Source organism: Solibacillus silvestris (genome assembly GCF_051967575.1).
In the GTDB taxonomy this organism is placed as follows: domain Bacteria; phylum Bacillota; class Bacilli; order Bacillales_A; family Planococcaceae; genus Solibacillus; species Solibacillus silvestris_B.
On sequence record NZ_JBQCJW010000037.1, the window covers coordinates 1 to 18,170 of the forward strand.

The following is an 18,170-nucleotide window of genomic DNA, read 5'->3' on the forward strand; positions in this document are numbered from 1 at the left end:
AGGTTCTTATTGAAATCGAGAAGAACCAAATAGCATCAACTATTGAACCTAATTATTTATGTGCGAAGTTTGAGTTAATAATAAATCATAGTAGATTTTTTGAGAGAGTGTGTTATAATAGGTAAGTCGTATAAATCATGCTCAAATAAATTTATTCTTAATTTAGAGTGGGAGGGTTAATGATGCGCGTAAACATTACTTTAGCTTGCACAGATTGCGGCGAACGTAACTACATTTCAAAAAAGAACAAGCGTAACAATCCAGAGCGTCTTGAACTTAAAAAATATTGCTCTCGCGAGAAGAAGTACACTCTTCACCGCGAAACAAAGTAATAATCGCTCAGTTAGCCAAAACCACTTGCTGGTTTTGGCTTTTTACTTGCAGCCTGATTTATTGTTGAACGTTTCTATGATGGATTAATCATATTCATCCACGATAAAAACATTTAACTTCTTGAGGAAAGTAGGGGGATTTTGTTTGGAGAAAAGGGAATACCGTAAACAAGTGCAGGAAAAATTGGCTGAAATGACGCATCAAACATATCGTGAGCGCTCATTGAATATAGCGAAGCAGTTATTACAAGAGCCGTCGATCCAAAAAGCCAATACAATCGCCATTACATTGTCTAACCAGCCAGAAGTGGATACGACGTTTATCATTGAGCAATTATGGAAATTAAACAAGCAAGTTGCAATACCGAAATGCGATCCGACAAACCGCTCAATGCAATTTTATAAAATCGATAGCTTTGCTGAAACAGAGCGTGCTTTTAAAAATATTTTGGAACCGATTCCGGAAATTACGGAACCCGCAGCAAAAGAGGAATTGGATGTGATTATAGTTCCCGGTGTCGTCTTTGACCGGCGAGGGTACAGAATCGGATTTGGCGGAGGATATTATGATCGCTATTTAGCCGGCTTCAATGGCAAGCGGATTTCCCTGTCGTTTAAAGAGCAATTATTGAACAATATACCGAGAGAATCACATGATCTGCCGGTACATATAATACTTACAGATAAAGAGCGCATCATTTGCGAATAAATGTTGGAGGAACGACGAATGAAGTCAATGTTAGATATACTTGAGCTGTTGAAACAATACGGGATTTACATTTACACAAAAGATCGCATTGGCGATTTATATTTGATGGAAGATGAAATAAAGGAATTATACAAATCCAATGTTTTGGACATTAAAGACTTCCAGATGGCGCTGTTAATATTGCGACAAGAAGAGCAAAGGCTTAAAGCAGGAAAATAATCGGGCTTTATAGTATAATGTTATGTATCGTTTAGTGGACTGCCTGTGAAACTTGGGGTTTTAAACGTTGTTGATGGTAATACCCTTAGTAAACAGCGGAAATGAACCGCTGTTTTCGTATTTTACGAAACCTTTTCAATGTTGAAACGTACTAAATAATAGTGTATTTTTCAGAATGTAATTGCTTTTGCCTATGCGGCGAAATATTGTTGCGCATCGTCGTAAAAAGGATTAAGATAGATTTTGTTTCAAATGAAATATACGCAAATGAGATAATATATTTAAAAATTTGAATTTGTAAAGAGAGGATGTATAGGATATGAAAGATTTTAAATGGCCTAAACATTCGATATTAGCGATTGCCGTAATAGCAACATGGATTAAAACTGTAATTGTTTATGAGACTAGCTTTGATATGAAAATGGAAAATGCAATGCAATTGTTAATTTTGATTATCAATCCATTAAGCTTTTTATTATTCTTCTATGGATTGGCTTTATTTTTAAAATCGCAAAAGGCAAGAAATCGTTATATCGTAGGCGGAAGTATATTATTGGCGTTCGTTTTATATGGAAACGTTGCGTTTTACCGTTTCTATAACGACTTTGTAACATTGCCGGTATTATTTCAAACGAGCAACTTTGGGGAATTAGGAACATCTGCCGCTGCAATTATTAACTGGACGGACATTTTTTATTTTGTTGATGTAGTGTTTATTTTAATTGCTGTGAAGCTATTGCCAAAAGCGCAAGACAACTTGTTTCCTGTCCGAAAAGATGCACGTAAAGCTTATTTTGTCATGACGGCGGCGGTATTATTTTTAAACTTAGGTTTAGCTGAGACAGAACGCCCGCAATTATTGACACGTGCATTTGACCGTGAGTTGTTAGTCAAAAATATTGGTACGTACAACTATCATTTATACGATGTGTACGTTCAATCGAAATCATCGGCCCAACGCGCATTGGCGGACGGCAGTGAACTTGTCGAGGTGAACAACTATGTGCGCGCAAATCAGGCAGAACCGAATATTGAAATGCTCGGCAAGTATGAAGGGCGCAATATTATTGCCGTATCATTAGAATCATTGCAGACTTTTGTCATTAATAATGAAATGAACGGGGAAGTTATTACACCATTCCTGAATTCATTAACAAACGATAAAGACACGTATTACTTCAGTGACTTTTATCATCAAACAGGTTTAGGGAAAACTTCCGACTCCGAGTTTATTTTTGAAAACTCGCTGTACGGCTTAGGTCGTGGCGCGGTATTCTTTACACATGGGGAAAATACGTATAATTCCTTTGCAGAGCGTTTAGGGGAAAATGGCTATTTCACAAATGTCATGCATGCGAACAATAAATCATTCTGGAATCGTGACATGATTTATAAATCGTTTAATTTAGATAAGTTCTATGATATCGAATCATATAATGTAACAGAAGAAACATCGGTAAACTGGGGCTTAAAGGATATTCCTTTCTTTGAGCAGTCTGCTGCGTTAATGAAAGAGATGCCACAGCCGTTTTATAGTCGTTTAATCACATTGACAAACCACTATCCGTTCTATTTAGATCCGGAAGATATACTCATTCCGGAATATGACTCAAACTCTGGTACATTAAATCGCTATTTCCAAACAGTTCGTTATTTGGATGAATCCGTGAAGGAATTTTTCGATGATTTAAAAGAACAGGGCTTATATGAAAACTCGATTATCGTTATGTACGGGGATCACTACGGGATTTCCGAAAATCATAATAAAGCGATGGCAAAGTATTTAAACAAAGAAGAAATTACACCTTATGACAGTGCTTTACTACAAGCTGTCCCATTATATATTCATATTCCAGGATCGAATGATGGACAAGTGATGGATAATGTAGCAGGACAATTGGATATTCGTCCGACATTACTGCATCTTTTAGGTATCGACACTTCGAGGGATATGCAGTTAGGTGCAGACCTTTTCTCGGAAGAACATGAGGATTTCGTCATTTTCCGCGACGGCCGTTTCATTACAGATTCATTTGTATACGCAGGTGAAGTATGCTATGATCGGGCATCAGGCGAAGAAATCGGAATAGAAAGCTGTCAGCCATATATCGACCGAGCTACACAAGAATTGCAATATTCAGATCAAATTATTAACGGCGACTTATTGCGTTTCTATGATTCCGAAACAGGCAATTTGCTGACCGATTCAAACTACAAATAAAAAAGGGCTGCTTTTGAATATTTCAAGAGCAGCCCTTTTGAATGAAAAAACGCACCGCCATTATAGCGCTGCGTTTTCTCTCTGCCTAGGCTAAAACACCGGAGCCCCCGAAACATGGAGACTGAACGAAGCAAAATCTAATCGGCGCTTTAGCTCACTTGTTTTTGCAATTAGTGTGTTGGTGGATAGCCTTGATTTAAAACCGTCATAATAACGAACCAACCAAATACTCCAGCTGCCAACGCATTGAAAACTGCAGCTAAAAGGTTTTTTTCTTTGATTGATTGGAATATGCCAACTACGCCAAAAATTGCAATTAAACCGAAAATAACCATTAATAAGTTCATAAAAATTGACACTCCTTTAGGACATTCCAAAAAATGTCGCAACAATATTCCTCTTTTATTGTAAAGCTTTCCAATTCGTTTGTCGAGAACTAAAAATGACGTTTGTTTGAACGATTAACTTTCTCTATCGGAAATGACGAAAAAAGGTATAATGGGAACTGAGGTGATTTTCATGTTGAATATAAGAAGCTATAGTCTGGGCCCTGTGCAAACGAATTGTTACATCGTAGGCAATAAAAACAAAGACTGCCTGATTTTTGATCCAGGAGAAGAAGGGGCGCGCATTATTAGTGAGCTGCGCAAAAATGGATTAAACCCGTTGGCGATTTTATTAACACATACGCATTTTGACCATATTGGGGCAGTTGATGCAATACGGGCGCTGTATAAAATCCCGCTTTATGTGCATGAAAAGGAAGTCGATTGGTTAGCGGATCCGATGAAAAACGGTTCCGGGAAATATGCGGAGTTGCCGGATTATATTGTAAATAAACCAGACGAAGAACATATCATTCGCGCAGAAGGGAAAATGACAATAGGCAGCTTTTCTTTCGATATTGCCCATACACCAGGCCATTCTCCAGGAAGCATATCTTTTATCTTCAAGGAAGACGGCTTTGCGATTGTTGGTGATACATTATTTGAACAAAGTATTGGCCGGACGGATTTAATCGGCGGCTCGATGAATACTCTTTTAAAATCAATTCATGATAAGCTTTTATCATTGCCGGAAGATACGATTATTTATCCGGGACACGGCAGCTATACGACACCTGCTACAGAAATGGATTCAAACCCGTTTTTAAATGGTTTTTAACATTTAATGTATGGAATGGCGGGGATTTTATCAACACTAGCAGTAATTATATTTTCCCCCGAAAAAAAACGACCGCTCTTAGCTGAGAGCGAGTCGTTTTTATTTTTAGTGTCCGGCACCCGGTGTGTGAAGGAACGTTGTGTAATACGTGAATCCAGCGAAGAATACTGTTAAATATGCTCCGAAAATGTACATGTACATGCGTTCTGAAAGATTTAAGAAGCCTAATAATAAGAATAAACCTGTATTACCTACGAATAATAGCGAAACCTCGTTCATACCGCCAAGGTAGAACATAACGGCGAAAATAGCAGTCCAGAATGCCATAACTTTATACATATTGCTCATGAAGAATTCCCCTCCTTTTACGAAAAAATAGAATAATCTCTTATCCATTATAAATCAAGTTTCTCAATAATGTAAACTGGAACTTATGGAAGAGTTGTGACAATCGCGTGTTTTTTTCCATTAATTGTGTACTGCAATTTTGTATTTGCAAAATTCACATGCATTTTTCATGCTTTCCACTTGTGCGAATTCGTTTTTTTCGAACAAAGTGTCGACTTGTCCGTGTAAGTAGGATTCATGCAATTGACAAACGATTTGCCCGTATTTTGTCAATTGCTCATGGAATGGACAATTGAAAATAGAAAAAATCAGCGTTTTTGAATGTTGCTGCTCGATAACTTCCGGTACATAGCCAATTAATTTTGCGCTATTCGTTAATAAAGCAAGCTTATCATCAAAAGTTAACGGAAATTTTCTTTTCAAAGCATTCATTTGTTCGAGCATTGATTGTTTCCCGTCCCGATAGCTAATCTCTATTGCCTTGTTTAACGCTATATCCCCGAGTTCATCGATCAGATCAAGCGACCATTTGATTAATGATGATTGATCCCGCCTTGGGAAACTTAAATTAATCCCTTCCTGCTTTACTTTATATACTCTGCCGGGTCGGCCGCCTTTTCCTGTTTTTAAATATTCGGCTGATATTGCACCGATTTCCGCAAGCTTTGTTAAATGTAAACGTGCCACATTTGAGTGGATTCCAAATTGTTCGGCAATTTCCTGGACGGAAACATATTGTTTATACTGCAGCATATATTCATAAATGGAAAATCGTGTTTCGTCTGCTAGTGTACTAGTAATCTTGATTGGATGTATCATATTGTTCACCTCCACCTTGCTGAAAATTAAAATAAAAAACCTACTTTTCTATTATTCTACATGAATCGCCTTCAAATTTGTTAATTTTAATAGAAAATATCCTATAAAAAGAAATTTTCTGCATTTTTATGTAAATTTTCCATATACCGTTCTATAATTGCAATAAGAATAAAATATATAGTTGAAGAGGTGATTTCAATCGAGCAGCAATCTATCATTGAACAAAAATGTTTGGGGCTCTTGGCGAATGCGGCGAAACTGGAAGCAACAGATATTCATTTAATACCTAGAGAAGTTTGCTATGATCTTCTGCTGAGAAAGTACGGCCGGTTTGAAAAAGCAGATGAGCTGCCTGCCGAGCTTGCCACTCGCATGATTTCCTATTTCAAATTTTTATCTTCCCTCGATATTAGTGAAAAACGAAAACCTCAAAGCGGCGCCTTTCAAAAGTTTATTGATCCTTCGATGTATGCTTTCCGAATTTCAACATTGCCATCCAGTTTTTATAAAGAAAGTTTAGCGATCCGAATTCTGCGCCAAAACTACACATTACCATTGCAAACCATATGTCATTTTCAGGAAAGTGTTGAGCAGCTGTATAAGCTGGCACAAATGGAAAGTGGATTAATATTAATTAGCGGGGCTACAGGGACTGGCAAAACGACGACATTGTATTCATTGTTGCATTATTGTGCACATCATTTGTCGCGACATGTTATTTCATTGGAAGACCCGGTTGAAAGCGCGCAGGAACAGCTTTTGCAAATCCAAGTGAACGAACGTGCGGGCATTACGTATTCCGCCGGTTTAAAAGCGATATTACGGCATTCTCCTGAAGTGATCATGCTTGGCGAAATCCGCGACAGGGAGACGGCAAAAGTCGCAATGGAAGCAGCGTTTTCGGGACATTTGGTCATATCGACTATTCATGCAAAAGATACTGTTAATTGTATTTATCGGCTCAATGATCTATCAGTTTCGTTAGAGGAGATGAGGCAAATGTTAAGGGCAATCGTCTCGCAGCGCTTAATAGAAACGAATGACATAGGCTATAAAGCGATTTTTGAATTTTTGACAGATGAACAGTTAAAGGCGGCGATTGACTCCATTTCAAATGCAAGAAGCTATACATTGCCATTTGACGAAACATTCGCCGGACAAATAGCAAAATTGCAAGGAGATTGCTATGAATATACCTCTACTTAGACATGTCCAATCCACAGCTTTGCTTCAAAAAGCGATCATCAAGCCTTCCGAATTTCCTACATTGCTCCAACGCATTTCCACATTGTTAAACGAAGGATATACATTTGCGCATAGTATTGAGATGCTGCTTCCTTATCATGTAAAACATTATGAACCCATTCAGCAAGAAATCTCAAATATTTTGCATAGTGGAGGCAGTGCGACACAGGTTTTTCAGTTTTTATGTCTGGACAAGCAATATTTAGTAACGATTGAATTGGCGGAAATGACAGGGAGATTGAGCGAATCCATTCAAATTGTCGCAAAACAGCTCGCTTTTCAACAACAAGCGAAGGCGAAACTATTAAAGGTGATGTCGTATCCGCTCGTCTTATTTTCATTTTTGATTATGCTGTTTTTGGCATTTCGGACGTATTTCTTGCCGAATATATCATCTGTCGTGACATCAAGGGTGAATGAAGAAGTGTCAGCAAGTATTCAATGGTCGACATTTTTCCTCCATATGCCAGACTATATTGTCGGTGCAGCATTAGTACTATGCATTGTTTTCTTGGGTTTTGTTTTATATGTGCGAAAGAAACGCATAGACTTGCAACTCCATATTTTATTTAAGCTCCCATTCATCAGCCTTTTTTGGCGTTTAATATTGACGAGGCAGTTTTCCCGTCATTTAGGCAATTTATTATTGGCAGGGTTTTCCTTGCAAAATGCATTCGACCATTTAAAATCCCAGCAGCATCAAAAGCAAATTGCATACATTGCCAATACTTTGCAGCAGCGCATACTGATCGGTGATTCTTTGGCGCGTGCGGCGGAAGTTGTCGGCTATTTTTACCCGAAATTTGAGCATTTCATTGCACATGGCGAGGCAAGTGGATTATTAGGGCGGGAACTGATCTTATATTGCGAGCTTCTTGATGAAAAGCTCCAAAAAATAATCGAACGTTTATTGGCGATCATCCAGCCCCTGCTTTTCATTATTATCGCTATTTGTGTAATTGCCGCATATTTAAGCATTTTGATTCCTATGTATGATGTAATCGACTTTATATAAGAAGAGGTGAAATAGATGAAAAATGAAAAAGGATTTACGCTAGTAGAAATGCTTGTAGTGCTATTGATTATTTCGATCTTAATATTAGTGACTATACCAAATGTATCACGGCATTTCGCTTCAATTGATGAAAAAGGATGCGATGCATATATTCTAATGCTGCAAGGGCAAGTGGAGGCTTATAAACTGGACAAAAAGGAATACCCAAGCTCGATTTCCGATTTAGTAAATGAAAAGTATATTGTCGAAGAGGATTTGAGGTGCCCGGATAATACACAAATACAAATAGAAGATGGGAAAGTGATCGGTCCATCGAAGAAGCGTGATTCCAATGAGTCCGATAAAACATAGAATAAAAGCATTATTGAACGATGAACGAGGATTTACGCTTTTGGAAATGCTTGTTGTCCTGGCAATTTTTTTAATTGTTCAATCTGCAATTTTATATTTTTCCCATGAGCCATTAGTCGACTATACGGAGAAACAAGTCATGAGTCAAAACGAATTGTTAATAAGAATGGCACAGCTGAGCTCGATCGAAACGGGAAGCCCGCATAGCTTTCAAGTCGTAAATTGTAATCGCATCATAATAAAGGAACGCAATCAGCCTGTACATTTGTATGACCAACGTTTACCCCGCCATGTTGAATTATTTTTGTCGACGCCCGGCTCTAGCCTCATCTTTAATACGAGAGGAAATGTTCAGGCATTCGGCAGGCTAACCTATCATTTCGAAAATGTGAGCTATCAGTACTCGATTAATATCGGGAAAGGAAGAATTTTGGATAAGGAGGTTTTTCATGGGGCAACAGGGCATAACACTTGTGGAAACATTGTTAGCGGTCGTCATTTTATTTTTTCTCTCTTCGACGATCATTCCCCTCACGTATAATATGAAGCAGCAAATCGCGGTTCAAAAAGTGCAAGCACATGCAGCGGAGGCCGCTTTCATCGGTGCGCTGAAATATGCGAGATATGGAGAATATTCGGGAATACAGCAAATTGATGATACTCTGTTCAGTTGGGTTTATGATGGCAGCCATATTTGTGTCATGTTTGAAGCAGATGGGCTGGAAGAGGAGCTATGCGTATGATCAGAAGCAGATTGAACGAGAGAGGATTTACATTATTGGAAAGTCTGTTTCAATTAGCCGTCTTCTTTTTATTCGCTTCGATCAGTCTTCTTATCTTCGTCTGGGTGCGGGATATTCAGCAATTACAACAAATGAACGATGATGTGAATTGGGAATTTTTCATTTATGATTTGCATCAATATAATATGAACTCGGCATCCGGAAAAATATTGGATTCAAACAAATTGCAACTTGAAATTTTGAATGATCCAAGTGATCGGCTATTTATATTTGATAAATCAGAGCACCATTTACGGAAAAGATCGAATAAAGGCGGGAATGAAATAATGCTGCCGCATGTTCGCAATTGGCATTTACATGTTGCAGGACATGAAATAAATATGAAAGTGGTGATGCAGGATGGAACCGAGCGACAAAGAGCGCTCGTCTTACCAATGGCTCCGGAATGAAAGAGGCGCGTTATTTTTATTGGCCGTACTGTTATTATTTATTGTTACGGGGGCTGCAATTTTATATACGAATGCATTTTTTGCCCAACTAAAAATTTATAATTCGTTGGAATCTATTTACGTTCGTGCTACGATAAACATACTAAATACTCATTGAAGTTCAACTCTTTTCAGTAGAGGGCACCTATTCCGATAGACGGGAAAGTGAATGCAAGTATTCCTCTCTATTAGCAATAGTACAAGCATTTATTGAAAAGAAGTGAAAGCCCCGGTAATATGACGAATTTGGGCATGTATTCCGATAAAGGAAGACAGCTGTTGTCGAATGATGCGGCAACAGTTGTCTGACCCACGGCTTGAGGTCCTGAACACAAAGCCAAATTCGGCTGCAATTACACGGAAGATGGTATGAATTGAGTAGCTCGTAATTAGAAGAAGGTGAACAGCATGCGAAAAATATATTTAGTTGGATTTATGGGATGCGGAAAGAGTGCGATTGGTAGACGTTTAAGTTATTTCTTGAAAATGCCTTATTACGATATGGACCATGAAATTGTCCGGCAGCAAGGAATGACGATTCCAGAAATTTTCGAGAAATACGGAGAAGCGCATTTCCGGGAAATCGAGACGGATTTTTTAAAAAGTTTCCGTGATGAAGCATGCATTATCGCAACAGGTGGTGGAGTGGCAGTTAACGAAGAGAACCGTAAAATTATGCGTCATACAGGCCTTGTTTTTTTTCTGGATGCAAAATTTGAGGACATTTATATGCGCATCCGCAATGACAAAAACCGCCCCATTGTACAGAAATCTACAGAAGAGGAGTTAGAAGAGCTGTATTACTATCGCAGAAAGTTTTATAGGGAAGCAGGCCATATACAAGTGCTTACGGCAAGTAGAACGTTAAGGCAAATTGTCGAATATATTGCTTTCCAAGTAAACAGACTGAAAGGCGAATGATTTCTATTATTTCTTTGATATAATTCGTGTTTTAACTAAAAACAAAAAAAGATTGCGTTTTCAATGTGTTCAATGTTAGGATATTGCTAAGAGTTAAGTTATAAATTTAGTTAAAGAAACTGACGCGGATGATGGTACGGGGAGAGAACGTGAAGTCACGTCGCCGAAGGAGCAAATAGCGCAGCTATGAATCTCTCAGGCAAAAAGACTCGTATTGGACGCAACTCTGGAGAGCGCTGCATGGAATTTATTGCAGCCACCAACGGGGAAAGCCTAAAATGTGATAGATAATCAAACTTAGGTGTAACTTTCAGGTGCAAGGACAGAGAATCTCGGAAAAGGGATTCGTCTGTCTTTTTTTATGGAGAAGAAAGCAGTTGCTTTCTGAAAAGTCTATAAAAAAGGCAGTGTTTCGCGTTATATTTATGCAAAATACAGTTCCCTTTTCAAATGATCGGTCTACAATCATACATACTTAAGGAGGACATGAACATGGCAAATGAATTAAAACGTACACCACTTTTTGATGAATATGCAAAATATGGTGGGAAAACAATCGATTTTGGTGGTTGGGAATTACCGGTGCAATTTTCTTCAATCAAGGAAGAACATGATGCAGTGCGAAACCGAGCTGGCCTTTTTGATGTTTCCCATATGGGCGAAATTTTTGTGGAAGGACCGGATGCGCTTTCGTATTTACAAAAGATGCTTTCAAATGATATTTCCAAAATTGCAATTGGCGGTGCGCAATATAGCGCATTATGCTATGAAAGCGGCGGTGTTGTAGACGATTTATTAACATATCGTTTAGCGGATGACCGTTATTTGCTTTGTGTGAATGCGGCTAATATTGAAAAAGACTTTGAATGGCTGCAGCAGCATCTAGAAGGTGATGTGAAAATTACCAATGCTTCAGATGAATATGCCCAAATCGCACTGCAAGGCCCTTTGTCGCAGGAAGTGTTACAGAAGCTGACATCTATGGATTTGGCGACAATTAAATATTTCAAATTCCAAGATAATGTAGATGTAGGCGGACATTCCGTGCTTGTATCCCGCTCAGGCTATACAGGTGAAGACGGTTTTGAAATTTACGGCACACCACAGGCGATTGTTGACCTTTGGAACAAAATTTTAGAAGCCGGAAAAGACAAGGGAGTTGTAGCAGCCGGTTTAGGTGCTCGCGATACATTGCGCTTTGAAGCATGCTTACCATTATATGGTCAAGAACTATCAAAAGATATATCTCCGCTCGAAGCTGGAATTGGCTTTGCGGTGAAACTGGCAAAAGACCCGCAATTTATCGGGCAGCAAGCTTTAATTGAACAAAAAGAAAAGGGACTTTCACGTAAATCAGTCGGCATTGAAATGATCGACAAAGGAATTCCGCGTCATGGCTATAAAGTATTCAAAGATGGCGTAGAAATTGGCGAAGTTACAACAGGTACGCAATCGCCGATGACAAAACGCAATATCGGTTTAGCGTTAATTGACGCAAAATTCGCGGAAGTTGGAATTGAAGTAGAAATTGAAGTTCGCAAAAATAAAGCGAAAGCAGCAATCGTGGAAACACCATTTTATAAACGCAGTAAATAAAAATTTTGAAAAGAGGGTTAACAATGAAACATCGTTATTTACCTATGACGGAACAAGACAAGCAAGAAATGTTAGACCGTATCGGAGTTGCTACAATCGATGAGCTTTTTGCGGATATACCGGAAAAAGTTCGCTTCCAAGGGAATTATAAAATCAAAGAAGCAAAATCTGAAGCAGCGTTAATGAAAGAATTGTCTCAAATGGCGGCTAAAAATAAAGATACAGCAAGCAATGTATCGTTTTTAGGTGCGGGTGTCTACAATCACTACAAGCCGGTTATTGTCGATCATGTCATATCGCGCTCAGAGTTTTATACAGCATACACACCTTACCAGCCCGAAATTTCGCAAGGTGAGCTGCAGGCGATTTTTGAGTTCCAAACGATGATTGCGGAGCTGACAGGGATGGATATCGCCAACTCGTCCATGTACGATGGCGGTACAGCGTTGGCAGAGGCAGGAATGCTCGCTGCGGGCCATACACGTCGCAATAAATTATTGATTTCTGGGGCAGTACATCCAGAATATAAAGATGTTGTCGCAATGTATGCATATGGCCAATCAATTGAAGTTGTAACAATCCCGGCTAAAGATGGTGTGACGGATATCGATGCATTAAAAGGGTTGATTGATGACCAAACAGCTGGTGTCATAGTGCAATATCCGAACTTCTTTGGTCAAATCGAAAACCTGCAGCCACTTGCAGATATTACACATGAAGCAAAGGGATTATTTATCGTGTCTGCCAACCCATTGGCACTTGGCGTTTTAACACCACCCGGAAAATTAGGTGCGGACATTACAGTAGGTGATGCGCAAGTATTCGGTATCGCGGAAGCGTTCGGTGGCCCACACTGCGGTTACTTCGCCGTAACGAATAAATTAATGCGTAAAGTGCCAGGTCGTTTAGTTGGAGAAACAGTAGACCAAGACGGACGCCGTGGTTATGTATTAACATTGCAAGCGCGTGAGCAGCATATTCGCCGTGATAAAGCGACATCGAATATTTGCTCCAACCAAGCATTGCTTGCACTTGCCTCATCTGTTGCAATGACGGCTCTCGGAAAACAGGGGATGCAGGAAATGGCGAAACAAAATATCGTGAAAACACGATTTGCAAAAAATGCATTTGAAGCAGCTGGTTTTGAAGTTGTTTATCAAGGGGCGCACTTCAATGAAATCGTCGTTAATGCGAGACATAATGTAACACAGTTAAACAAAGCATTAATCGAAAAAGGTATTATTGGCGGTTTTGATTTAGGTCGTGTTTATCCGGAATTAGAAAATCATGCACTAATTGCTGTTACGGAAATTCGTACAAAGGAAGAAATCGAGCAATTAGTTGCAGAAATGGGGGCTTACAATGCATAACGAAAACCAATCACTCATTTTCGAAATTACAAAGCCAGGTCGTATCGGCTACAATCTAGAGGCTCTTGATGTACCTGACTTTGATCTTGAAGAGCTCTTGCCAAAAGAATTAGTACGCCAGGAAGCAGCTGATCTGCCGGAAGTTTCGGAGTTAGATATCATGCGTCATTATACAGCACTTTCACGCCGTAACCACGGTGTAGACTCAGGTTTCTACCCGTTAGGTTCATGTACAATGAAATACAATCCGAAAATTAATGAAACTGTTGCACGTTATTCTGGTTTTGCCAATATTCACCCATTACAGGATGAGTCAACGGTACAAGGGGCAATGGAGCTGCTTTATGATTTACAAACATCACTGGAAGAAATTACAGGGATGGATGAAGTGACATTACAGCCAGCAGCAGGTGCACATGGGGAATGGACAGCGCTAATGATGATCCGTGCATTCCATGAATCAAATGGAGAAGGGCACCGCAATAAAGTAATCGTCCCTGATTCGGCACATGGTACAAACCCGGCTTCTGCAACGGTGGCTGGCTTTGAAACAATTACGATTAAATCAGGCGAGGATGGCTTAGTCGATTTAGACGATTTACGCCGTGTTGTCGGTCCCGATACAGCTGCATTAATGCTGACAAACCCGAACACATTAGGATTATTTGAAGAAAATATTATAGAAATGGCTGAAATTGTGCATAGTGTCGGAGGTAAAGTTTACTACGACGGCGCAAACTTAAATGCTGTAATGAGCAAAGCGCGTCCAGGCGACATGGGCTTTGACTGTGTTCACTTAAACTTGCATAAAACATTTACAGGTCCGCATGGTGGAGGTGGTCCAGGTTCGGGTCCAGTAGGGGTAAAAGCAGATTTAATCCCATTCTTGCCAAAGCCGGTATTGGTGAAGAAAGAAGATGGCACATTCCACTTCGATTACAACCGTCCGCAGTCGATCGGTCGCGTAAAACCATATTACGGTAACTTCGGCATTAATGTACGCGCATATACGTACATCCGTACAATGGGTCCAGATGGGTTAAAAGCAGTTACAGAATATGCAGTGTTGAATGCAAACTACATGATGCGTCGTTTAGAAGAGCATTATGATTTGCCGTATGACCGTCATTGCAAGCATGAATTCGTATTGTCAGGCCGCCGTCAAAAGAAATTGGGCGTTCGTACATTAGATATCGCAAAACGTCTGCTTGACTTCGGCTACCATCCACCAACAGTTTACTTCCCGTTGAATGTGGAAGAGGGAATTATGATTGAGCCGACAGAAACAGAATCGAAAGAAACATTGGATGCATTCTGTGATGCGATGATTCAAATTGCACAAGAAACAATCGATAATCCAGCATTGGTTCAGGAAGCTCCTCATACAACGGTAGTCAATCGTTTAGACGAAACACGCGCTGCACGTACGCCAGTGTTGCGCTATAAAAAGCAAGAAGAAGTAACGATTTCATAAAAATGATGCAAAAAAGAGGTCAGAGCTGTTTCTGACCTTTTTTCTTTGACTAAGGTTAGACTTCTTACGTGTAACAATATAATGGTAGAAACCCACAATAAAAAGCCCTCTAGCGTGTAGAGAGCTTTTATGATTAGTTTTTCGATTTTACTTTGCCTGTCCAGGTTTTGAAGCCGCCTTGCAGTTGGTAAAGTTGGCTATAGCCTTTTTTCTTTAAAGTTAATGCAGCGCGGGCGCTACGACCAGAGTTTTGGCAGTAGAGATACACTGGTAAGTCTGGACGAATTTCTTTATGACGCGTGTTGAATTGTGTCATAGGAATGTTTCGGGCACCTAAAATATGGCCGGCTTCGAATTCTTTCGGTTCGCGTAAATCGATTAATTGAGCTTTGCGATAGCCTTCAATAAATTGCTCCTGTGTTAAATTTGTTACGGCTTTTTTTAAGCGCATTGAATTGATGACTACATAAGCGACGATTACTACTAAAATTCCTAGTATCGTATATAAAATTGTCACAGCGATATTGCCCCTTTCTTTCTGTACTTCTTATTATAAGAGATGAACTAGAGATAGTCGAGCCAGTTTGTTAAAATGAATGAGTGGAGGCGAGAAATTTTGAAAAAACAATGGTATTTTATTAATTCGGGCCCATGTAGTCCAGCATATAATATGGCGTTAGACGAGGCATTGATGGATTGGCACAGTGAAGGCGAATTTCCTCCTGTCATCCGTTTTTATGAATGGAATCCTGCAACATTATCAATCGGCTATTTTCAGCAAGTACATAAAGATATTAACTTGCAGGCTGTACAGGAGCAGCAATTAGGCTTCATTCGCCGTCCTACAGGTGGACGGGCAGTTTTGCATGATCAGGAGCTGACGTATTCCGTCATCGTTTCAGAAAGCTATCCAAACATGCCTGAAACAGTGACAGAGGCATACCGTGTCATTAGTGAAGGGATTTTACAAGGCTTCCGTAAATTAGGATTGAATGCCTATTTTAGTGTGCCTGAAACAAAGGAACAATTAGATGACCTGAAAAAGCCGAAGAGCGCGGTCTGCTTTGATGCACCGAGCTGGTATGAGCTAGTTGTCGAAGGAAAAAAAGTGGCAGGCAGTGCGCAAACACGTCAAAAAGGCGTTATTTTACAGCATGGAGCCATATTATTGGATTTAAATGAAGAATTATTATTGTCGGTATTTAATTTTGATTCTGCTGAGGAAAAAGAAAGAATGCGAAAAAAATTACCTGAAAAGGCAGTGGCAATGAATCAGTTCGTCGACATTCCGTTTACAATTGAACAATGTGTGGACGCTTTTTCGAAAGGGTTTGAGGAAGCATTGAATATAGAACTAATTCCTTATGAATTAACAGAACAGCAGACACAATATGTTGAACAATTAATGCAAAAGAAATATTTGACGGATGAGTGGAATTTCAAAAAATAGATTGCGAACATTTGTTTTTGTTTTCAAGAAAAAAATTTTTATACTAGAAACGTTGATATAGATGGATTCAACAGAAAAGGAAAAAAATCAAGCCCTTGTTTGAAAAAAAGATTTATTGTAATCTTTTTTAAGTGAAATTATATAACCCAACATATAGAATGTTGTTGAACAAATAAGCACAATATATGGTATAAGTTGTGTTTAATTTACATTCGTGAAGGGAACCTTAAAATTATTAAATTATTCAAAGGGGGGCTTACGCGGTGGCAAGTGTTTTAGAACAATCCATCCAAGTCAATCAATTAAATCAAGATATTGAGCAATTTCCTCAAGTGCATCCGATAACACCGGATATGCATATTACGCATAAAGGTGTATCTCGTCTTGTAATGATTGACCGTTATTCTTTTAAAGATACGGAAAAGAAAACATTGAAACCGGGGGATTTTGTCGTTCTGACAGTGAAACAAGATCCTAAATTCCCGGCGCGCGGACTTGGAACTATTCAATCAATTCACCAGGAGAAGAAGACGGCACTCATTCAAATCGAAGAAGATTACCGTCATGTTTTGGAAGGCGAAGAGCAAACGACGGGTATTATCGAACGCTCATTGGATATTATTGAAAAGCCGCTCGAAATTTTTTATGAGCAAATTGCGAAACGGAATGCGACAGGCTTGGCTTCAGTTGAAAAAACAGAAGAAAAGCGCAAAGAATGGTTCGGGAAATTTTACGAAGAGCTTGTGTCGATGAACTTTATCCCTGCTGGCCGTGTTATTTACGGGGCAGGTTCAGAAACAGAAGTAACATTTTTTAACTGTTATGTTATGCCATTTGTTGCCGATTCCCGTGAAGGCATCAGTGATCACCGCAAGCAAGTAATGGAAATTATGAGCCGCGGCGGTGGGGTTGGTACGAACGGTTCGACACTTCGCCCGCGTAACACACTGGCGCGCGGTGTCAACGGTAAGTCAAGCGGGTCTGTAAGCTGGCTTGATGATATTGCCAAGCTGACACATCTTGTTGAGCAAGGTGGAAGTCGCAGGGGCGCTCAAATGATCATGCTGGCAGATTGGCATCCGGACATTGTGGAGTTTATCATTTCAAAAATGCAAAACCCGCGTATTCTGCGTTATTTGATCGAAAATACAGAAGATGAATCAATTATCCGCTTAGCAAAAGAAAAATTAAAATTCAAGCCTTTAACACAGCAGGAAGATGCAATGTATCAAGGCATTGTGAACTATAAAAATATTGAAGGTTTTGGCGGTTTTAACGAAGCGATTATTCGTGATGCTGAAACGAAGCTGCGTGATGGCGGGACGTATTCAGTCCATAATCCGGATTTTTTAACAGGGGCAAACATTTCGGTTACATTAACGAAAGAGTTTATGGATGCTGTAGAAAACGATGAGGAGTTTCCGTTGCGTTTCCCGGACGTAGCAAACTATACGCCAGAGCAAATGAAAGATTACAACGAAAAATGGCATGAAGTTGGCGATGTTCGCGAATGGGAGAAACTTGGTTACCCAGTGCGTACATATCGCACAATCAAAGCAAAAGAACTGTGGAATTTAATCAATGTCTGCGCAACATATGCAGCAGAACCGGGGATTTTCTTCATTGATAACGCAAACGACATGACAAACGCAAAAGCGTACGGTCAGAAAGTTGTTGCGACAAATCCGTGTGGTGGAGTTCGCCT

The 18,170-nt window shown here is 39.5% G+C and carries 20 protein-coding genes, 1 pseudogene and 2 riboswitches; of the genes and pseudogenes, 17 read left to right on the forward strand and 4 right to left on the reverse strand.

The features are described from left to right. The first annotated feature begins 182 nt into the window (after positions 1 to 182). The 4 genes from rpmG (at position 183) to ACTHOQ_RS16360 (ending at position 3,481) form a co-directional block, all read left to right on the forward strand. Positions 183 to 332 carry a 50S ribosomal protein L33 gene (rpmG, locus tag ACTHOQ_RS16345; protein WP_008408521.1) on the forward strand — a complete coding sequence of 50 codons (150 nt, stop codon included), beginning with the start codon at positions 183 to 185 and terminating at the stop codon, positions 330 to 332. Positions 333 to 477: 145 nt separating this feature from the next. Then, positions 478 to 1,041, forward strand: a complete 564-nt coding sequence (locus ACTHOQ_RS16350) for a 5-formyltetrahydrofolate cyclo-ligase (RefSeq protein ID WP_440497217.1) — start codon at positions 478 to 480, stop codon at positions 1,039 to 1,041. An 18-nt stretch (positions 1,042 to 1,059) separates the two neighbouring features. After that, positions 1,060 to 1,260 carry a YqgQ family protein gene (locus ACTHOQ_RS16355; RefSeq protein ID WP_440497218.1) on the forward strand — a complete coding sequence of 67 codons (201 nt, stop codon included), beginning with the start codon at positions 1,060 to 1,062 and terminating at the stop codon, positions 1,258 to 1,260. Between the two features lie 319 nt (positions 1,261 to 1,579). After that, positions 1,580 to 3,481: an LTA synthase family protein gene (locus ACTHOQ_RS16360; protein ID WP_440497219.1), complete on the forward strand. Its 1,902-nt coding sequence runs from the start codon at positions 1,580 to 1,582 to the stop codon at positions 3,479 to 3,481. 170 nt (positions 3,482 to 3,651) lie between these two features. On the opposite strand, the gene ACTHOQ_RS16365 is transcribed toward ACTHOQ_RS16360, so the two are convergent. Continuing rightward, a complete protein-coding gene (locus tag ACTHOQ_RS16365) occupies positions 3,652 to 3,828 on the reverse strand; it encodes a DUF2759 domain-containing protein (protein WP_440497220.1) in 177 nt (58 codons plus the stop codon). 172 nt (positions 3,829 to 4,000) lie between these two features. On the opposite strand from ACTHOQ_RS16365, the gene ACTHOQ_RS16370 reads away from it, so the two are divergent. Next, positions 4,001 to 4,645: an MBL fold metallo-hydrolase gene (locus ACTHOQ_RS16370; protein ID WP_440497221.1), complete on the forward strand. Its 645-nt coding sequence runs from the start codon at positions 4,001 to 4,003 to the stop codon at positions 4,643 to 4,645. Positions 4,646 to 4,750: 105 nt separating this feature from the next. Here the strand turns inward: ACTHOQ_RS16370 and ACTHOQ_RS16375 are convergent, their stop codons facing one another. Next, a complete protein-coding gene (locus ACTHOQ_RS16375) occupies positions 4,751 to 4,993 on the reverse strand; it encodes a DUF2626 family protein (protein WP_108713220.1) in 243 nt (80 codons plus the stop codon). A gap of 120 nt (positions 4,994 to 5,113) precedes the next feature. Next, entirely contained in the window at positions 5,114 to 5,812 is a 699-nt protein-coding gene (locus tag ACTHOQ_RS16380) for a helix-turn-helix transcriptional regulator (RefSeq protein WP_440497222.1), read from the reverse strand. A gap of 189 nt (positions 5,813 to 6,001) precedes the next feature. Here ACTHOQ_RS16380 and comGA point away from each other — a divergent pair, with 189 nt between their 5' ends. From comGA to gcvPB, 10 genes are all read left to right on the forward strand, one after another. After that, positions 6,002 to 7,018, forward strand: coding sequence for a competence type IV pilus ATPase ComGA (gene comGA / locus ACTHOQ_RS16385; RefSeq protein ID WP_440497223.1), 1,017 nt, complete (start codon positions 6,002 to 6,004; stop codon positions 7,016 to 7,018). Further along, the gene (gene comGB, locus ACTHOQ_RS16390) at positions 6,999 to 8,072 is read left to right on the forward strand and encodes a competence type IV pilus assembly protein ComGB (protein WP_440497224.1); all 1,074 of its coding nucleotides are present in this window, start codon (positions 6,999 to 7,001) and stop codon (positions 8,070 to 8,072) included. The genes comGA and comGB overlap by 20 nt, the downstream gene beginning before the upstream one ends. Before the next feature lie 15 nt (positions 8,073 to 8,087). Continuing rightward, complete coding sequence (gene comGC / locus ACTHOQ_RS16395; protein ID WP_440497225.1) at positions 8,088 to 8,423, forward strand: competence type IV pilus major pilin ComGC; 336 nt, start codon at positions 8,088 to 8,090, stop codon at positions 8,421 to 8,423. Next, positions 8,404 to 8,964 (forward strand): prepilin-type N-terminal cleavage/methylation domain-containing protein, encoded by a 561-nt coding sequence (locus ACTHOQ_RS16400; RefSeq protein ID WP_440497226.1) that lies wholly within the window; start codon positions 8,404 to 8,406, stop codon positions 8,962 to 8,964. The genes comGC and ACTHOQ_RS16400 overlap by 20 nt, the downstream gene beginning before the upstream one ends. After that, on the forward strand, positions 8,873 to 9,166 hold the full coding sequence (locus ACTHOQ_RS16405; RefSeq protein ID WP_440497227.1) for a pilus assembly FimT family protein: 294 nt from the start codon (positions 8,873 to 8,875) through the stop codon (positions 9,164 to 9,166). Before ACTHOQ_RS16400 ends, ACTHOQ_RS16405 begins: the two co-directional genes overlap by 92 nt. Next, the gene (gene comGF, locus ACTHOQ_RS16410; RefSeq protein ID WP_440497228.1) at positions 9,163 to 9,615 is read left to right on the forward strand and encodes a competence type IV pilus minor pilin ComGF; all 453 of its coding nucleotides are present in this window, start codon (positions 9,163 to 9,165) and stop codon (positions 9,613 to 9,615) included. Before ACTHOQ_RS16405 ends, comGF begins: the two co-directional genes overlap by 4 nt. Before the next feature lie 447 nt (positions 9,616 to 10,062). After that, positions 10,063 to 10,575: a shikimate kinase gene (locus ACTHOQ_RS16415; RefSeq protein WP_440497229.1), complete on the forward strand. Its 513-nt coding sequence runs from the start codon at positions 10,063 to 10,065 to the stop codon at positions 10,573 to 10,575. 128 nt (positions 10,576 to 10,703) lie between these two features. Next, positions 10,704 to 10,796: riboswitch (glycine riboswitch) on the forward strand. Between the two features lie 3 nt (positions 10,797 to 10,799). Next, a riboswitch (glycine riboswitch) is annotated at positions 10,800 to 10,903 on the forward strand. Positions 10,904 to 11,067: 164 nt separating this feature from the next. Next, positions 11,068 to 12,171, forward strand: a complete 1,104-nt coding sequence (gcvT, locus tag ACTHOQ_RS16420) for a glycine cleavage system aminomethyltransferase GcvT (protein WP_440497230.1) — start codon at positions 11,068 to 11,070, stop codon at positions 12,169 to 12,171. A 23-nt stretch (positions 12,172 to 12,194) separates the two neighbouring features. Beyond that, complete coding sequence (gene gcvPA / locus ACTHOQ_RS16425) at positions 12,195 to 13,541, forward strand: aminomethyl-transferring glycine dehydrogenase subunit GcvPA (protein WP_440497231.1); 1,347 nt, start codon at positions 12,195 to 12,197, stop codon at positions 13,539 to 13,541. Then, positions 13,534 to 15,015 (forward strand): aminomethyl-transferring glycine dehydrogenase subunit GcvPB, encoded by a 1,482-nt coding sequence (gene gcvPB / locus ACTHOQ_RS16430; protein ID WP_440497232.1) that lies wholly within the window; start codon positions 13,534 to 13,536, stop codon positions 15,013 to 15,015. The genes gcvPA and gcvPB overlap by 8 nt, the downstream gene beginning before the upstream one ends. 133 nt (positions 15,016 to 15,148) lie before the next feature. On the opposite strand, the gene ACTHOQ_RS16435 is transcribed toward gcvPB, so the two are convergent. Further along, positions 15,149 to 15,532 carry a rhodanese-like domain-containing protein gene (locus tag ACTHOQ_RS16435; protein ID WP_440497233.1) on the reverse strand — a complete coding sequence of 128 codons (384 nt, stop codon included), beginning with the start codon at positions 15,530 to 15,532 and terminating at the stop codon, positions 15,149 to 15,151. Positions 15,533 to 15,628: 96 nt separating this feature from the next. Here ACTHOQ_RS16435 and lipM point away from each other — a divergent pair, with 96 nt between their 5' ends. Both lipM and ACTHOQ_RS16445 read left to right on the forward strand, forming a co-directional pair. Continuing rightward, the gene (lipM, locus tag ACTHOQ_RS16440; RefSeq protein WP_502229923.1) at positions 15,629 to 16,465 is read left to right on the forward strand and encodes an octanoyltransferase LipM; all 837 of its coding nucleotides are present in this window, start codon (positions 15,629 to 15,631) and stop codon (positions 16,463 to 16,465) included. A 263-nt stretch (positions 16,466 to 16,728) separates the two neighbouring features. Further along, a pseudogene (locus tag ACTHOQ_RS16445) lies at positions 16,729 to 18,159 on the forward strand (vitamin B12-dependent ribonucleotide reductase); the annotation flags it as partial. Positions 18,160 to 18,170: the final 11 nt, after the last annotated feature.

Coding starts and splice junctions, on each gene's coding strand:
- rpmG (WP_008408521.1), top strand. CDS start 183: ATGCGCGTAAACATTACTTTAGCTTGCACAGATTGCGGCGAACGTAAC.
- ACTHOQ_RS16355 (WP_440497218.1), top strand. CDS start 1,060: ATGAAGTCAATGTTAGATATACTTGAGCTGTTGAAACAATACGGGATT.
- ACTHOQ_RS16360 (WP_440497219.1), top strand. CDS start 1,580: ATGAAAGATTTTAAATGGCCTAAACATTCGATATTAGCGATTGCCGTA.
- ACTHOQ_RS16365 (WP_440497220.1), bottom strand. CDS start 3,828: ATGAACTTATTAATGGTTATTTTCGGTTTAATTGCAATTTTTGGCGTA.
- ACTHOQ_RS16370 (WP_440497221.1), top strand. CDS start 4,001: ATGTTGAATATAAGAAGCTATAGTCTGGGCCCTGTGCAAACGAATTGT.
- ACTHOQ_RS16375 (WP_108713220.1), bottom strand. CDS start 4,993: ATGAGCAATATGTATAAAGTTATGGCATTCTGGACTGCTATTTTCGCC.
- ACTHOQ_RS16380 (WP_440497222.1), bottom strand. CDS start 5,812: ATGATACATCCAATCAAGATTACTAGTACACTAGCAGACGAAACACGA.
- comGB (WP_440497224.1), top strand. CDS start 6,999: ATGAATATACCTCTACTTAGACATGTCCAATCCACAGCTTTGCTTCAA.
- comGC (WP_440497225.1), top strand. CDS start 8,088: ATGAAAAATGAAAAAGGATTTACGCTAGTAGAAATGCTTGTAGTGCTA.
- ACTHOQ_RS16400 (WP_440497226.1), top strand. CDS start 8,404: ATGAGTCCGATAAAACATAGAATAAAAGCATTATTGAACGATGAACGA.
- ACTHOQ_RS16405 (WP_440497227.1), top strand. CDS start 8,873: ATGGGGCAACAGGGCATAACACTTGTGGAAACATTGTTAGCGGTCGTC.
- comGF (WP_440497228.1), top strand. CDS start 9,163: ATGATCAGAAGCAGATTGAACGAGAGAGGATTTACATTATTGGAAAGT.
- ACTHOQ_RS16415 (WP_440497229.1), top strand. CDS start 10,063: ATGCGAAAAATATATTTAGTTGGATTTATGGGATGCGGAAAGAGTGCG.
- gcvT (WP_440497230.1), top strand. CDS start 11,068: ATGGCAAATGAATTAAAACGTACACCACTTTTTGATGAATATGCAAAA.
- gcvPA (WP_440497231.1), top strand. CDS start 12,195: ATGAAACATCGTTATTTACCTATGACGGAACAAGACAAGCAAGAAATG.
- gcvPB (WP_440497232.1), top strand. CDS start 13,534: ATGCATAACGAAAACCAATCACTCATTTTCGAAATTACAAAGCCAGGT.